We start from the raw sequence: 15,030 nt of genomic DNA, 5'->3' as shown, positions 1-15,030 counted from the left end.
CCGCCTACTGTTCGGGCTGGTTCACCGGAGTCGGGATGGGCGCGGGGAGCCCCGCTTCCAGCGGCGGCGCGTCGGAGATGTGGCGGCTCACCAGCACGCCGGTGAGCACCACCGCCGAGGCGGACCAGAACGACGCGCCCGGCCCGAGCCAGTCCTCGCCGATGCCGCCTATCAGCGGACCCACGATCATCCCGGCCGACAGGGCCGTCGAAAAGAGGGCGATGGTGCTCCCCATGCCGAACTCGCGGCCCTCGACGACGACCAGCGCGGTGGCCGACACGCTCCCCAGCTCGTTGGCGAACCCGAAGGCGATCACCGAAACCAGGAGCGGCCAGAAGCTCCCGCTGAGCGGGACGATGGCCAGCGTCGCCGCTCCGAGCACGGAACTGGCGGCCATGAGATTCTTCCGGCTCGTCCGGTCGGCGAGGCGGCCGAACACCGGCTGCAGCGCGCTCATCAGCAGGACCATCGCCGAGATGATGATTCCCGTTTCCGTCGGCGTCAGGTGGATGCGGGTGATGGCATACAGCGGCAGGAAGGCGATCAGTAGCGAGCGGCCCGTCACCGACGAGATCCGGTACCAGGTGAGCGCACGGACCTGCCGGTGGCGGAGCATCTCCAGGTACGGGACGGGCGGCTTGTCGCGGACGGGCGAGGGCGTCCGGGGCAGAAAAAGGACGGCGAGAAGCAGCGCAAGCCCCGTGAGCGCGCCCATGAAGTAGAACGCGGCGCTGAAGCCGAACCGGTCCAGCAGGATGCCGCCCATGAGCGGGCCGAGCCCCCACCCGGCGCCGATGGAGACGGTGAACGTGCCGATCTGGGTTCCTTCCTTTCCGGGCTGGGCGAGGTCGGCCACGACGGCCATCGCCAGCGGCACAACGAGCGCGGCGGCAAGGCCGTGCAGCAGGCGGACGACGGTGAACTCCCAGACGGAACTGCTGGCGAGGTAGGCGAACGACAGCAGCGTGTAGCCGGCAAGGCCCGCGAAGATGAACCGCTTGCGGCCGTACCGGTCGGCGAGCCGCCCCGCCACGGGCATGCCGAAGAGGCGGGAGACCGAGAAGGCCGACACCAGGATGCCCAGCTCGGTCGCCGACGCGCCGAACTTCTGGCCGAGCAGCGGCAGGAACGGCGTGATGACGCCCACGCCGATCATGGCGGAGAAAACCGCCAGGAAAAGGCTCCAGAAAATCCGCCTGCTGTTGTTGTCTGCGGTATCCACCGTCATGCCGCCCCGTGCTACATAGTCCGTGCCCGGCCCCAAGACACGCCGGAAACGAAAGTGCCGTTTTCATGCCGCCTTCACCGGACAGTCCGCTCGTCACCGTCACCGCCCGTCCGCCGGGCCCGGCGGCCGCGATGCTGGAGGAGAGGTTCCGTGTGAACCTTCTCGAAGGGGCGGATCCCCGCACCCCGGCGGATCTCAGGCGGGCGCTCCGCGGGTCGGCGGCCGTGCTCGGCATGCTGTCCGATCCCTTCACGCGGGAGGTGATCGAGTCGGCCCCGGAGCTCAAGGTCATCGCCACCTACGCCGTCGGGTACAACAACATCGACATCGCCTGCTGCCGCGAGCGCGGCATCCGTGTCTGCAACACGCCGGATGTCCTCACCGAGGCGACGGCCGAGCTCGCCTTCGCGCTGCTGCTCGCCGTCTCGCGGCGGATCGTCGAGGGGGACCGCTTCACCCGCGAGGGTCGGTTCACCGGCTGGCAGCCCGGCCTCATGCTGGGCGTGGAGCTTTGGGGAAAGACCTGCGGCGTGATCGGCCTCGGCCGCATCGGCGCGGCCTTCGCCCGGCGGGCACGGGCCTCCGGCATGGACGTGGTTTATGCAAACCGCAGCGAGTCGCCCCATGCGGCGGCCGTCCAGGCGCGCCGGGTTCCGCTGGAGGAACTGCTCCGCACGGCCGATGTCGTTTCCATCCACACGCCGCTCAACGCCGAATCGGCCGGCCTGCTGTCGCGGGAACGGCTGGCGCTTCTCAAGGCAGATGCCATTCTGGTCAATACCGCCCGCGGGCAGGTGGTGGACGAGGCCGCGCTGGTGGAACTGCTCCGGGCGCGGAGGATCTTCGGCGCGGGGCTCGACGTGTTCGAACGGGAGCCGGAACTGTCGCCCGGCCTCGTGGACCTTCCGAACGTGGTGCTCGCTCCCCATGCGGGAAGCGCTACCCGCGAGACACGGGCGAAAATGGGCGAGCTGTGCGCGCAGGCGATCATTGATGTTCTCGAAGGCCGTGAACCGCGGAATGCGGTGGTGTGAGGGGAGGAGCACCGGTGGCCGCCCCGCGAAACCCTAAGCCTGCCGTGCGGCGGCGTCCCGCCCGGAAACCGTCCGCCGTTCACCCGGACAACACGCTCAACGATCTGACCGGCGCCGAATGGCTCTACTGGTCCCGGTCGCTGATTGACCGCCCATATCCGCACGAACTGGGCCACGATCTCAGGAAGCGTCACGGCGGGAACAAGCCGCCCGGCCTCATGGCCGACCTGATCCGCCTGTTCACCAAGCCGGGCGAGCTGGTGCTGGACCCGTTCGCGGGCGTGGGCGGCACGCTGCTCGGCGCGGCGGTGTCGGGGCGGCGGGCGCTCGGCATCGAGATCAACCCCGAGTGGGCCGGAGTCTACCGGGAGGTCTGCCGCCGCGAGAACCTGGAGCCGTTCCCCGTCGAGACAGGCGACGCCCTCCGGGTCGTGCCGGAACTGGTCGAAAGGCTTGGCGAGGGGTTCGCCGGTTTCGTCGCCACCGATCCCCCCTACGGGCTCAACTTCGAGCGGACCATGTGCGCCCCGGCGGCGAAGGGCCGTGCCGCAAGCCACCCGCTCCGCCGGACCGATCTGGCGCGGTTTTCGGAGATCGAGGGCGACCTCTCCCAGTCGGTGGATTTCGAATCGTTCTTTGCGCGGCTCGGCGAGGTGTTCGCCCGGCTCCTTCCGGCGGTGAAGCCGGGGGGCTACGCGGCCGTGATTCTCCGCAATGCCTACCAGCAGGGGCGCTACATCCAGGTGGCGGCCGAGGCCGCCCGCCGGGCCGAGGCGGCCGGATGGCGGCTCAAGGGCGAGTTCATCTGGTACGTCCCCGGCACCCGGCTGCGCCCGTACGGATATCCCAGGGCGTTCGTCCCGAACATCGCCCACCAGAACGTGCTCGTGCTGAGACGGGAGTAGCGGCAGCGTCATTGCCGTCCCGCCCCTGCCCGTGGCATTTTTGAACCCCATGACCGTCCGCCCCGCCACCGCCGACGACGAGGAAACGCTCGTTGCCTTGAGAGCCGCCCTCTGGCCGGAGGGAACGGCGGAAGAACACCGGACGGAGATCCGGGCCATTCTCGCAGGCCGTCCCCGGAGCACGCTGCCGCTCGCCATCCTGGTGGCGGAGGCGTCTCCGGCAGCCGGGCCGGCCAGCAAGCTGGCCGGGTTTATCGAGGTGGGCCTGCGGTCCCACGCCGACGGCTGCGACCCCGGAAGGCCGTGCGGATTCATCGAGGGCTGGTACGTGCGGCCGGAGTTCAAGGGGCGCGGCGCAGGGAAGGCGCTGATGGCGGCGGCCGAGGCGTGGTGCCGCCAGCAGGGTTGCATGGAGATCGCCTCCGATACCTGGATCGACAACATGGAGGCGCAGCGCGCCCATGAGGCGCTGGGGTTCGAGGTGGTGGACCGCTGCGTGAACTACCGCAAGCGGCTGTAACGGCCGGTCAGTGGACTTCCCAGGTATCGCCCTGGTTCAGGAGCGAATCCAGGTCGCCGGGGCCGCTCTTCTGTGTGGCCGCCTTCACCTGGTCGTTCATCATCTCGTCGAACGCGGGCCGCCGGACGGCGCGGAACACGCCCATCGGGACCGGGAAGGTGGCCTCGTCCAGCCGCGACAGGAGGAACGCCATCGTGGGGTCGGGGTTCGTCTCGTCGTGTACGACGATATCCTTCTCGGTGACGCCGTTCTCGCCGATCGTCGCCACTTCGAGCTGGAAGCCGTTTAGCTTCAGTCCCTTGTTCATGTCCTTGCCGAAGATCATCGGCTTGCCGTGCTCCAGGTAGAGCACGCGGTCCGAGCGGATGCTCTTCTCGACGATGGAGTCGTAGGCCCCGTCGTTGAAGATGTTGCAGTTCTGGTAGATCTCGACGAACGCGATCCCCTTGTGCTCGGCGGCGCGCTTGACGCAGTAGCGCAGCGACTTGGGGTCCACGTCCATGGTGCGGGCGACGAAGGTCGCCTCCGCGCCGAGCGCCAGCGAGATCGGGTGCAGCGGGTAGTCCACGCTCCCCATCGGCGTGGACTTGGTCTTCTTGCCCAGCTCCGAGGTCGGCGAATACTGGCCCTTGGTGAGCCCGTAGATGCGGTTGTTGAACATGAGGACGTTCAGGTCCACGTTCCGCCGGATGGCGTGGATGAAGTGGTTGCCGCCGATGGAGAGTCCGTCGCCGTCGCCGGTGACGACCCACACCGACAGGTCCGGGCTCATGCACTTGACGCCGGTGGCCACCGCCGGGGCGCGGCCGTGAATGCTGTGCAGCCCATAGGTGTTCATGTAGTAGGGAAAGCGCGAGCTGCATCCGATGCCGGAGACGAAGACGACCTTCTCCTTGGGGACGCCGAGCTCCGGCATCACGTTCTGCACCTGGGCGAGGATCGAGTAGTCCCCGCAGCCGGGACACCACCGGATGTCCTGGTCGCTCTGGAAATCGGCCTTCGTCAGTTTGGTTGCTGCTTCCGTCATAAACCGTTCTTTCTCCCCGGTGCGGTTCCCCGGCTCTTACAGGTGCGTCAGGATGCCGTCCACGACCTCGCGCTTGCGGAACGGCTGGCCCTGGATCTTGTTCACGCCGATGGCGGGCACGTTGAAGGTGGCCCGGATGATCTTCACGAGCTGCCCGGCGTTCATCTCCGGAACGATCACCTTCCTGAACTTCCCGAGGATCTCGCCCAGGTTCGGCGGAAAGGGGTTGAGGTGCCGGAGGTGCACGCCCGAGACGCGCTTGCCCTGGGCCCGGAGCTCTTCGACCGCCGCGGTGATGGAGCCGTAGGTCGAGCCCCAGCCCACGACGAGCACGTCGCCCTCGGGGTCGCCGAGCACCTTGAGCGCCGGAATGTCTTTTGCGATGTTGGCGATCTTCTGGGCCCGGAGCTTCACCATGTGCTCGTGGTTGCGGGCCTCGTAGTTCACGTTGCCGGTGATGTCCTGCTTCTCGATGCCGCCGATCCGGTGCTCCAGCCCTGGCGTGCCTGGCCTGACCCACGGGCGGGCCAGGTTCTCGTCGCGCAGGTAGGGCTTGTAGCCGCTGGGATCGGTGCGGAACTTCACGTCGATCCTGGGCAGGTCGGATATCCTGGGGAGCCGCCACGCCTCGGCGCCGTTCGCCAGGTAGCCGTCCGAGAGGATCATCACCGGAGTCATGTATTTGGTGGCGATCCGGGTGGCCTCGATGGCGATGTGGAAGCAGTCGCCCGGCGTCGAGGGGGCGACGATGGCCACCGGGCACTCGCCGTTGCGGCCGTACATCGCCTGCAGGAGGTCGGCCTGCTCGGTCTTGGTCGGCAGCCCCGTCGAGGGCCCGCCGCGCTGGACGTTGACGATGAGCAGCGGCAGCTCGGTCATTACCGCCAGCCCGATCGCCTCCGCCTTGAGGGCGATGCCGGGACCGGAGGTTGTCGTGAGGCCCAGGTAGCCGGCGAACGCCGCGCCGATGGCCGAGCAGACGGCGGCGATTTCGTCCTCGGCCTGGAACGTCATGATGCCGAAGTTCTTGTAACGGGACAGCTCGTGGAGGATGTCCGAGGCCGGGGTGATCGGGTACGACCCCAGGAACAGCGGAACCCCGGACAGCTTCGACGCCGCCACCAGCCCGATTGCCATGGCCGAGTTGCCGGTGATGTTGCGGTACTTGCCCGGCGTCAGCTGGGCTTCCTTCACCTCGTAGCGGGTGGTGAACGCCTCGGCCGTCTCGCCGTAGTTCATGCCGGCGCGCATGGCCTTCTCGTTCGCTTCCAGGATGACCGGCTTCTTGGAGAACTTGTCCTTGAGGAACCGCATCGTCTGTTCGGGCGAGCGGTTGAACATCCAGTAGATGAGGCCCAGGGCAAAGAAGTTCTTGCAGCGGGCCTTGTCCTTGGCGGACATTTCCACGTCGGCGAGCGCGTTGTTCGTCAGCGTCGAGATCTTCACCGGGTAGACGCGGAACTTCGAGAGCGAATCGTCGGCGAGCGGGTTCGACGCGAATCCCGCCATCTTCAGGTTGCGGTCGGTGAAGGCGTCCTCGTTGGCGATGATGACGCAGCCGTTCGGAAGTTCCGGCAGGTTCACCTTGAGCGCTGCCGGGTTCATGGTGACGAAGACGTCGGGCTGGTCGCCGGCCGTGTAGATCTTCTGCGAGCCGAAATTGAGCTGGAACCCGGAGACGCCGGCCAGCGTGCCGGCGGGTGCCCGGATCTCGGCGGGGAAGTCGGGCAGCGTGGCCAGGTCGTTTCCGTACACGGCGTTGGTGGCCGTGAACTGCGATCCGGTGATCTGCATGCCGTCGCCGGAATCGCCGGCAAAGCGGACAACGAGGTGGGAGTGTTCTTCGAGGGGCTTGGCGGCGGACGCCGCCTCAGTTTGAGGGGACAAGGCCAGGTGCTCCTTGGGTTCCGGTAGTTCCCATCTTGGGGAACCCGGCCGGTTCACCATGACCAGCCGGACGAAACCCGATCAAACCCTGCGGCGTAATTCCCTTCAGCCGTACGGGGCAGCCCGGCAGGCCGCCGGACCACTAATCTGGTTGTGCGCGGCGGCCTCTGCCTCTCCAGCCCCGTTCCGGGCCGGTTCCGGCACTATCCGCCTTGGGGCCGATTGTCGGAGCCATCCGCCGCAAAGTCAATCTGAGCGGCCCAAATGCCCCTAAACGGCCCTTTTTTGCCCGGCCCCCATAGCCAGCGGCAGGGGCGATTTCAATGACCCCGGGCGGGTTTCAGGGAAGATGTTTTTCAGGGCAGTTTCACGCTCCCCTGAAAATCGCCGGGAGGGGATGGACCTTCACCGCCAGAGACGCTATGTGGGGCGACCGAGAAGAGGGTCCGGCCATGCCGCTAGTCGATTACGGTAAGAAATTCATGTGCTTCAAGTGCGGGACGAAGTTCTACGACCTGCACAAGAGCGAGTGCGTCTGTCCGAGCTGCGGGGCCAACCAGGCCGACCGTCCGGCGATAACGGCACCGGTGGCAGCCGCCGCGGCCGTCTCGGCCCGCACCAGCCTGGCGGCAGCCGAGCGGAGCATCCTCGCCGCCGAGGAGGCCGACGACGGCGAGGAGGCTGGCGAGGACGAGGAGATACTGGAAGATATCGGCGGCGCCGGCGAGGAAGAAGAAGAGGAAGAAGAGGAAGAGGAGTCCTCGGACGACGACGAGGAAGATTGAGCCTGTTGGCTCTCCAGGGGCCGGAGAAATCTCCGGCCCTTTCCTTATAATTCTTATAAGCAAAGCCGGGCGGCCGGGGCCACGCTAAGGATGCGGGAGGCCGGGCCGCCCGGACTGTTTTTGGGGGGGATTTTCCCGCTTTTACCCGCTCCGGCAGTGGGGTAGAATCGAAATCTGCGGTTCTTTCCAAACCCCTTTCCCGACCGGGAGGTGCCCCATGGCCAACGTTTCCGCCGAGTGCCCGTTATGCAGTGCCGACGTCCCGCTGGACGTGAACCAGGAGGACGGTGACGAGGTCTATTGCAGCTACTGCAAGGCGCCGCTGGTGGCCCGGAAGATTGACCGGTACACCTGGATGCTGCGCGACATCGACGACGACAAGAAGTCGGCGAACCGGAAGGCTGCCAAGAAGATCGAGCGGGATTCCGAGGAAGAAGGGGTTGCGCGCTCGATGCTCGACGAGTTCGAGTTCAACAGCGGTGGAGGCGGCAGCCGGGGTGGCCACTAGCCCGCACGAACCGGTCTGACCCAGGGTTCGCGCCGCCATCTGGGGCCGCCGCTCCGTGCGGTCACTGCACATCCAGTGCGATATCCACCTGCCGGGGAGAGTGGGTCAGCGCGCCCACGCTGATGAGATCAACGCCGGTGGCGGCGATCTCGCCCACCGTCTCCAGCCGGACGCCGCCTGAGGCCTCGGTCCGTGCCCGGCCGCCGACCAGCGCCACGGCCTGCCTCAGCTCGGCCGCCGTCATGTTGTCCAGCAGGATCGAATCGGCCCCGGCGGCGAGCGCCTCCTCGATCTGGTCCAGACGGTCCACCTCGCAGGTGATCGTCGCCGTGTGGGGAATCCGGGCCCGGACGCTGCGGATGGCTGCGCCGATGGAACCGGCCGCGGCGATGTGGTTGTCCTTCACCATGGCCGCGTCGAACAGCCCGAACCGGTGGTTGATGCCGCCCCCCATCGTGACGGCATACTTTTCCAGCCCCCGGAGGAGCGGGGTCGTCTTGCGGGTGTCGGTGATCCGGGCCTTCGTCCCCTTCACCCGGTCCACGAAGGCGCGGGTCAGGGTGGCGACGCCCGTCAGGTGGCGGAGGAAGTTGAGTGCCGTGCGCTCGGCCGGCAGGACACTGGCGGCGAGCCCGTTCACGTATCCCAGCTCCGCTCCGGCGGAGAACGGGGCCCCCTCCGGCAGCAGGGTTCCGGCGGCCATGGCGGGGTCGAACCGGCTGAACACCCGCAGCGCCACGTTCAGTCCGGCGAGCACGCCCGGCTCGCGGGCCACGAACCTCGCGCTGATCCGCTGGCCCCCGTCGAAGATGGCAGTAGAGGTGATGTCGCCCGCCAGGCCCAGGTCTTCCTCCAGGGCCGCGTCGATCAGGGCGTCGATCTGTCGCCAGTTCAGGGTGTGCATGGCTTCAGGGATCATATCCCGTCCGGGGGACCGGTCCGCAAGGGGAAACCGGACCCTCCGGCCGGATGTCTTTTCCGGTTGATTTCACCGGTCCGCCAAGGCAGCTTTGCCGCGCCGGGGCTCCCCGTCCGTTCGGTCCGTTTCGCCCCGGTATCCTTCCTTAAGAAGCAAGCGAGGCCGCATGAACGTTCCTGAACATCTCAGATACACCGCCGAGCACGAATGGGTACGGATGGAGGGCGACGAGGCCGTCATCGGCGTGACGGAGTTCGCCGCCGAGCAGCTGGGCGACGTGGTGTTCGTGGAGCTGCCCGCCGTGAACTCGCAGGTGACGGCGGGCAAGGCATTCGGCGTCATCGAGTCGGTGAAAGCCGTGAGCGATCTCTATGCGCCGCTCTCGGGCAAGGTGACGGCGGTCAACTCGTCGCTCACCGGCGCGCCCGAATCGGTCAATGCCGACCCCTACAAGGCGTGGATGATCCGCGTCGCGCCACTGGACACGGCCGGCCTCGACAAGCTGCTCACCGCCGGACAGTACCGGGCGCTCATCACCCAGTAGCCACCAGCAATCCATGCGTTACATCCCCCTGACTGACGCCGACGCGAAGGCCATGCTGGAGACAGCCGGTGCGGGCTCGGTGACCGAGCTCATCGACCGGCAGATTCCCGAGCGGGTGCGGGTGCGCGGCCTTCTGCCGCTCGATCCGCCCGTCTCCGAGATGGAGCTTCAGCGGCTCGCCGACTCCATCGCCGCCGCAAGGCCCCGCGACCTCATCTCTTTTCTGGGGGCGGGCGCCTACGACCACTACACCCCGGCCGTGATCGAGCATCTGGTGGTCCGGGGCGAGTTCGCCACGGCTTATACGCCCTACCAGCCGGAGATCGCCCAGGGCACGCTCATGGGGGCGTACGAGTTCCAGACCTACATGGCCATGCTCACCGGCATGGATGTCGCCAACTCGTCCATGTACGACGCGGCGACCTCGGCCGCCGAGGCGGTGCTGATGGCCCACCGGCTCACGAGGAAGACGCGGTTCCTCGTCTCGGGCGCGCTTCACCCGCACTACCTGGATACCGTCCGCACGTTCGTCTCCCCGCTGGAGACGATCGTGCTGGAAACCGTCCCGGTGGACCGGGCGACCGGCCGCACCGACACGGCGAAACTGGCCGCCCGGATCCGCGAGGCCGGAGACGTGGGCGGGGTGGTCGTCCAGAGCCCGAACATCCTCGGCATCATCGAGGACTGGAAGGCGGTGGGGGAGGCCGCCGCCGGAACGGGCGCCCTGTTCATCGCCGTGACGGGCGAGCCCCTCTCGCTCGCGCTTGTCGAGCCGCCGGGCCGGTTCGGCGCGGACATCGTCGTGGGCGAGGCGCAGGGACTGGGGCTTCCGCCCTATTTCGGCGGCCCGAACGTGGGGATCTTCTGCTGCAAGAAGGAATACGTCCGGCAGATGCCGGGCCGTCTCGTCGGCGAGACGGTGGACCAGGACGGCCGCCGGGCGTTCGTGCTGACGCTCACGACCCGCGAGCAGTTCATCCGGCGCGAGAAGGCGACCTCCAACATCTGCACCTCGCAGCAGCTCTGCGCCCTGTGGGTGACGGTCTACCTGTCGCTCATGGGCCGCCAGGGGCTGAAGGATCTCGCCCGGCAGAACCTCTCGCTCGCCCGCGAGCTTCGCCGCCGCCTGCTGGAGATTCCCGGCGTCACGGCCGCCTACTCCGGGCCGTTCTTCAACGAGTTCGTCCTGCGGCTCCCCATCCCGGCGGCGGAGTTCGTGAGGAAGGCCGAGGCGCGGCAGCTGGCGGCCGGCATTGACCTCGGCGCGCTGCTCGGCCCCGCCCACGCGAACGAGCTGCACCTGTGCACGACCGAGCGCCACCAGAAGCGCCACCACGATGCCCTCGTCGGCTTCGCACGGGAGGTGATCCGGTGAGCCTGCTGAAGCCGCCCGGCACCCAGGGCCTCGTTCTGGAGGAGCCGCTCATCTTCGAGCGCGGCTCCCCCGGCCGGCGGGGCTACGCGCTGCCTGAACTGGACGCGCCGGAAGCGAAGTCGCCCGACGGCATCGAGGGCCATCTCGTCCGGGGCGAGCTGGAAGGTTTCCCTGAAGTGAGCGAGTTCGATGTCGTGCGCCACTACACGCGGCTCGCCCAGTACAACTACTGCATTGATGCGGGGCTCTTTCCGCTCGGTTCCTGCACGATGAAATACAACCCGAAGCTGCACGAATCGCTGGTGCGGCATCCCGGCTTTTCGCGCCTGCATCCGCTGATGCCGGAGGCGTTCGCGCAGGGCGCGCTCCGCATCCTGTGGGAACTCACCGAGGATCTCCGCAAGTGCGTGGGCATGCACGCCTGCGCGCTCAATCCCGCCGCCGGCGCCCACGGCGAGTTCACCGGCGTCCTGATGATCCGGGCCTACCACCTGGACCGGGGCGGGCGGCGCAGGAAGATCATCGTCCCGGCCACGGCCCACGGCACCAACCCGGCCACGGCGGCCATGTGCGGTTTCGAGGTCGTGCCGCTGGAGGCAAAAGCGAGCCGCCTCACCGTGGACGAGGTGAGGGCGGTGGTGGATGACGAGACGGCCGCCATCATGCTGACCAATCCCAGCACGCTCGGCCTGTTCGAGAACCAGATCGCCGACATCGGCGACCTCATCCATTCGCAGGGCGGGCTCCTCTACTGCGACGGGGCGAACCTGAACGCCATCGTCGGGCAGGCCTCGATGGGGAAGATGGGCGTGGACGTCTCGCAGTTCAACCTGCACAAGACCTTCTCGACCCCGCACGGCGGAGGCGGCCCCGGCGCGGGCGCGGTCGTCGTCTCGGAGCGGCTGGAACCGTATCTCCCCTCGCCGTGCATCGTGAAGAACGGCGACCGCTACGCCTTCTCGCATGACCGGCCGAAGTCGATCGGCCGCATCCGGAGCTTCTTCTCGAACTTCGGCATCAACCTGAGGGCGTGGGCGTACATAAAGACAATGGGCAATTCAGGGCTGAAGGAGATGTCCGGGGCGGCCGTGCTGAACGCCAACTACCTGCGCGTGCAGCTCAAGGACAGCTTCAGGCTCGCCTTCGACGAGCCCTGCATGCACGAAGCGGTGTTCAGCGACGAACTCCAGCGGCCCCATGGCGTCACGACCCTCGACATCGCCAAGCGGATGATCGACAAGGGCTATCATCCGCCGACGGTGTTCTTCCCGCTGGTGGTGCGGAACGCCCTGATGATCGAGCCGACCGAGAGCGAGTCGAAGGAAACCCTGGACCAGTTCGTCGCCGCCATGCGGGAGATCGCCGCCGAGGCGAAGGACAATCCCGAACTCCTCCGGACCGCCCCCCACGGCGCCTTCCGCCGCCGCCTCGACGAGACCCGCGCCGCCCGCCAGCCCGTCCTCCGCTGGGCGCCCAAAAGCTGAAACAGTTGTAACGGCGCCTTGCCGCCCCGTCTCCCTGCGGCTATCGCGTGGCTCCTATCCGGTTACGAACAGGAGTCCACGATGGTCATGTTCCGCTTTCTGTCCCGCTTCCGCCTGCTTGCCGTGACGGCGGGCACGCTGGCGCTCGCCGCCTGTGCCGTTTTTGGCTACCCGAAGGTGAGCCCGCCCCGCGACATCCGCATCATTGCCGACGAGGCCCTGATTGAACGCGGGAGCTACCTCGCCAACCACGTCGCCGTCTGCATTGACTGCCATTCGGCGCGGGACTGGGACCGGCTGGGCGGCCCCCTGGTGGAGGGCACCGAGGGACGGGGCGGCGAGAAGTTCGGACGGGAGTCCGGATTCCCCGGCGACTACTACGCCCGCAACATCACGCCGGACGCCGTGACCGGAATCGGCAACTGGACCGACGGTGAACTGCTCCGCGCCTTCACCGCCGGGGTGAGCCGCGACGGGCGGGCCTACTTCCCGGTGATGCCGTATCCCAACTACGGGCGCATGGACGAGGAGGACGCGAGGGCGATCGCGGCCTACGTCCGCACGCTGAAGCCCCTGGGGCACGCCGTGCCGGAATCAAAACCCGCCTTCCCGCTGGGAATGATCCTGCCCACGATTCCCCGCGACCCCAGCTTCCGCCCGCGCCCCGCTCCGTCGGACGCCGCCGCCTACGGCGAATACGTGACGACCATGGCCGGCTGCATCGACTGCCACTCGAAGGCCGTGCGCGGCAAGCGGATCGAGGGGATGGAGTTCGCCGGCGGCTTCGAGTTCAGGATGCCGAACGGCGTGATCCGGTCTTCCAACATCACGCCGGACATCGAGACCGGCATCGGCGCCTGGAGCCGCGAAACGTTCATCGCCCGGTTCCGGGAGCACGACCCCGCCGTGAATCCGCCCCGCGCCCTGCAGGAAGGGGAGGTGAACACCCCGATGCCGTGGATCATGTACGCCGGGATGACGGATCAGGACCTGGGCGCGATCCATGACTATCTTATGACGCTGAAGCCGGTGAATAATCCCGTCCAGCGGAACGACTGACGGGAAAAAACGGCCGGGCGGCCGGGAAGCCCCTCAATCCCCGCCGGACTTGAGGAAGAACCCCGCCCCCAGCAGCACGGTCAGCAGATAGAACCAGAAGCTCACGGCCGGAAAACCCAGCACGGCGTAGCCGTCGTGAGGGAGGGCCAGCGTTCCGCTGATCGCCGCCGCCGAGGCCATGACCGCGTACATGTTCCGGCTCTGGGTCTTGGCGTAGGTGCGCTGGAGGTGGCGCGCCTGGGTCAGCTCGATGTTGAGCTGCGTCTCCCCCTTGCGAAGGTCTTCCATGATCGCCTGCACCGTCTGGGGGAACGAGCTGATGATCTCGGCCAGCTCGCGGGCCGAATCGACCGCCTTCTTCAGCAGCTTCTCCGGGCTGTACCGTTCCTTCAGGATCGCCGTGATGAACGGCCGCGCCTTGGCCAGCACGTCCAGCCCCGGCTGGAGCTCCCGGCCCACGCCCTCCATCGTGATGACCGCCTTGAAGGTCATCGTGTAGTCGGGCGGCATCCGGAGGCGGTGGCGCATGGCGCCCTCGATGAGGTCCTTGAACAGCCCGCCGAACTCGATCTCGTCCAGCGTCTTTCCGGTGAACCACTTGTCCAGCATCTCCACCACGTCGGCCTCGAAGACGCCGTAGTCCTTCACCGTGTCCTTGCCGTGGATGCCGATCTTCCAGAAGGTGCGGGCGACCGACTCGTAATCCTGCCGCACGATGGCGATGAGCACGTCGATGAGCTGGTCCCGCTGCCGCTGGCTGAGCCGCCCGCACAGGCCGAAGTCGATGAAGCAGAGCACGTTGTCGTCGCGGACGAGCAGGTTCCCCGGATGCAGGTCGCCGTGGAAGAACCCGTCCTGGTAGATCATCTGGAAGATGGAGTTGAGGCCCGTGTCCACCACCTTCGCCACGTCGAACCTGTCGGGCGTGATGCTGGTGATCTTCGTCCCCCGGATGAACTCCATCACGAACACCCGCGGCGTCGAGAGCTCCTTGTAGGGCCTGGGGAAGTGGACGGCCGGGTTGTTCCGGAAGTTCTGCTGGAACCGCTCGATGTGCCCGGACTCGTGGGTGAAGTCGATCTCCTTCAGGATTGCCTTCTCGAACTCCTCCACGATTCCCGCCGGGGAAAAGAGCCGCGTCTCGGGGAAGTTCGCCTCCAGCGCGCGGGCGAGGAACCCCATGATCTCAACGTCCGCCTCGATCTTGCCCTGGATGTTCGGCCGCTGGACCTTGACGACGACCTCGTGCCCGCCGTCCTTCAGGACGGCGCGGTGGACCTGCGCGATGGAGGCGCAGGCGAGCGGCTTTTCCGAGAACTCGCTGAACTTCCCGCGCCAGTCCGCGCCGATTTCGGCCTTTAGCTGCGCGTCCACCTCCTCCCAGGTCATCGGCGGCACGGCGTCCTGGAGCGTCTTCAGCTCGGCCACCAGCGCCGGCGGAACGATGTCGGGCCGCGTGGAGAGGATCTGGCCGAGCTTGACGAACGTCGGCCCCAGCTCCTGGATCGCCTTCAGCATCCGCCGCTCGAACGGAAGCTGCCCCGCCTCGCGGGAGCCCATGGCCGCCAGCTTGTTGATGAGCCACCGGTCCTGGAGGTGGAGCGACTCGACGAACGCGCCGAATCCGTGCCGGGCGAGGATCGTCACGATCTCGCGGAAACGGTTGGCGTCGCGGAACACCGCCTGCCCCACGCGGACCTGCTCGTACACACGCTGTAGTGCCGTCGCCATGAAAAACCCCCGGGAGAACCGGTA

At 67.4% G+C, this 15,030-nt stretch carries 14 protein-coding genes; 9 read left to right on the top strand and 5 right to left on the bottom strand.

The genetic code is table 11. The annotated features are described in order from the left end of the window. Positions 1-4: 4 nt before the first annotated feature. On the bottom strand, positions 5-1,222 hold the full coding sequence (locus KIT79_03575; GenBank protein ID MCW5828377.1) for an MFS transporter: 1,218 nt from the start codon (positions 1,220-1,222) through the stop codon (positions 5-7). 137 nt (positions 1,223-1,359) lie between these two features. Between KIT79_03575 and KIT79_03570 the strand changes: the two genes are divergently transcribed. From KIT79_03570 to KIT79_03560, 3 genes are read left to right on the top strand one after another with little or no spacing between them, the layout of a single operon-like run. Beyond that, complete coding sequence (locus KIT79_03570) at positions 1,360-2,262, top strand: D-glycerate dehydrogenase (protein MCW5828376.1); 903 nt, start codon at positions 1,360-1,362, stop codon at positions 2,260-2,262. Between the two features lie 14 nt (positions 2,263-2,276). Next, positions 2,277-3,167 (top strand): class I SAM-dependent methyltransferase, encoded by an 891-nt coding sequence (locus KIT79_03565; GenBank protein ID MCW5828375.1) that lies wholly within the window; start codon positions 2,277-2,279, stop codon positions 3,165-3,167. A gap of 49 nt (positions 3,168-3,216) precedes the next feature. Next, positions 3,217-3,687: a GNAT family N-acetyltransferase gene (locus KIT79_03560; GenBank protein ID MCW5828374.1), complete on the top strand. Its 471-nt coding sequence runs from the start codon at positions 3,217-3,219 to the stop codon at positions 3,685-3,687. Positions 3,688-3,694: 7 nt separating this feature from the next. Here KIT79_03560 and KIT79_03555 read toward each other — a convergent pair whose 3' ends face one another. Together KIT79_03555 and KIT79_03550 are read right to left on the bottom strand one after the other, a co-directional pair. Continuing rightward, the gene (locus tag KIT79_03555) at positions 3,695-4,714 is read right to left on the bottom strand and encodes a 2-oxoacid:ferredoxin oxidoreductase subunit beta (GenBank protein ID MCW5828373.1); all 1,020 of its coding nucleotides are present in this window, start codon (positions 4,712-4,714) and stop codon (positions 3,695-3,697) included. A 36-nt stretch (positions 4,715-4,750) separates the two neighbouring features. After that, complete coding sequence (locus KIT79_03550; protein ID MCW5828372.1) at positions 4,751-6,661, bottom strand: 2-oxoacid:acceptor oxidoreductase subunit alpha; 1,911 nt, start codon at positions 6,659-6,661, stop codon at positions 4,751-4,753. Between the two features lie 392 nt (positions 6,662-7,053). Between KIT79_03550 and KIT79_03545 the strand changes: the two genes are divergently transcribed. Together KIT79_03545 and KIT79_03540 are read left to right on the top strand one after the other, a co-directional pair. Next, positions 7,054-7,386 carry an FYDLN acid domain-containing protein gene (locus KIT79_03545; protein MCW5828371.1) on the top strand — a complete coding sequence of 111 codons (333 nt, stop codon included), beginning with the start codon at positions 7,054-7,056 and terminating at the stop codon, positions 7,384-7,386. A 217-nt stretch (positions 7,387-7,603) separates the two neighbouring features. Beyond that, positions 7,604-7,894: a hypothetical protein gene (locus tag KIT79_03540; GenBank protein MCW5828370.1), complete on the top strand. Its 291-nt coding sequence runs from the start codon at positions 7,604-7,606 to the stop codon at positions 7,892-7,894. A gap of 61 nt (positions 7,895-7,955) precedes the next feature. Here the strand turns inward: KIT79_03540 and nadC are convergent, their stop codons facing one another. Next, a complete protein-coding gene (gene nadC / locus KIT79_03535; GenBank protein ID MCW5828369.1) occupies positions 7,956-8,798 on the bottom strand; it encodes a carboxylating nicotinate-nucleotide diphosphorylase in 843 nt (280 codons plus the stop codon). Positions 8,799-8,979: 181 nt separating this feature from the next. On the opposite strand from nadC, the gene gcvH reads away from it, so the two are divergent. From gcvH to KIT79_03515, 4 genes are all read left to right on the top strand, one after another. Next, positions 8,980-9,357, top strand: coding sequence for a glycine cleavage system protein GcvH (gene gcvH, locus KIT79_03530; GenBank protein ID MCW5828368.1), 378 nt, complete (start codon positions 8,980-8,982; stop codon positions 9,355-9,357). 13 nt (positions 9,358-9,370) lie between these two features. Then, entirely contained in the window at positions 9,371-10,732 is a 1,362-nt protein-coding gene (gene gcvPA, locus KIT79_03525; GenBank protein ID MCW5828367.1) for an aminomethyl-transferring glycine dehydrogenase subunit GcvPA, read from the top strand. Positions 10,733-10,737: 5 nt separating this feature from the next. Continuing rightward, entirely contained in the window at positions 10,738-12,216 is a 1,479-nt protein-coding gene (gene gcvPB / locus KIT79_03520) for an aminomethyl-transferring glycine dehydrogenase subunit GcvPB (GenBank protein MCW5828366.1), read from the top strand. 87 nt (positions 12,217-12,303) lie between these two features. Then, positions 12,304-13,275: a c-type cytochrome gene (locus tag KIT79_03515; protein ID MCW5828365.1), complete on the top strand. Its 972-nt coding sequence runs from the start codon at positions 12,304-12,306 to the stop codon at positions 13,273-13,275. 33 nt (positions 13,276-13,308) lie between these two features. Here the strand turns inward: KIT79_03515 and KIT79_03510 are convergent, their stop codons facing one another. Next, a complete protein-coding gene (locus tag KIT79_03510) occupies positions 13,309-15,006 on the bottom strand; it encodes an AarF/ABC1/UbiB kinase family protein (GenBank protein ID MCW5828364.1) in 1,698 nt (565 codons plus the stop codon). Between the last annotated feature and the right edge of the window lie 24 nt (positions 15,007-15,030).

Source organism: Deltaproteobacteria bacterium (assembly GCA_026129095.1).
In the GTDB taxonomy this organism is placed as follows: Bacteria; JAGRBM01; JAGRBM01; order JAGRBM01; family JAHCIT01; genus JAHCIT01.
This window is presented reverse-complemented; position numbering and strand designations above follow the sequence as displayed.

Coding starts and splice junctions, on each gene's coding strand:
- KIT79_03570 (MCW5828376.1), top strand. CDS start 1,360: ATGCTGGAGGAGAGGTTCCGTGTGAACCTTCTCGAAGGGGCGGATCCC.
- KIT79_03515 (MCW5828365.1), top strand. CDS start 12,304: ATGTTCCGCTTTCTGTCCCGCTTCCGCCTGCTTGCCGTGACGGCGGGC.
- KIT79_03545 (MCW5828371.1), top strand. CDS start 7,054: ATGCCGCTAGTCGATTACGGTAAGAAATTCATGTGCTTCAAGTGCGGG.
- KIT79_03550 (MCW5828372.1), bottom strand. CDS start 6,661: ATGGTGAACCGGCCGGGTTCCCCAAGATGGGAACTACCGGAACCCAAG.
- KIT79_03560 (MCW5828374.1), top strand. CDS start 3,217: ATGACCGTCCGCCCCGCCACCGCCGACGACGAGGAAACGCTCGTTGCC.
- gcvPA (MCW5828367.1), top strand. CDS start 9,371: ATGCGTTACATCCCCCTGACTGACGCCGACGCGAAGGCCATGCTGGAG.
- gcvH (MCW5828368.1), top strand. CDS start 8,980: ATGAACGTTCCTGAACATCTCAGATACACCGCCGAGCACGAATGGGTA.
- KIT79_03540 (MCW5828370.1), top strand. CDS start 7,604: ATGGCCAACGTTTCCGCCGAGTGCCCGTTATGCAGTGCCGACGTCCCG.
- nadC (MCW5828369.1), bottom strand. CDS start 8,798: ATGCACACCCTGAACTGGCGACAGATCGACGCCCTGATCGACGCGGCC.
- KIT79_03510 (MCW5828364.1), bottom strand. CDS start 15,006: ATGGCGACGGCACTACAGCGTGTGTACGAGCAGGTCCGCGTGGGGCAG.
- KIT79_03555 (MCW5828373.1), bottom strand. CDS start 4,714: ATGACGGAAGCAGCAACCAAACTGACGAAGGCCGATTTCCAGAGCGAC.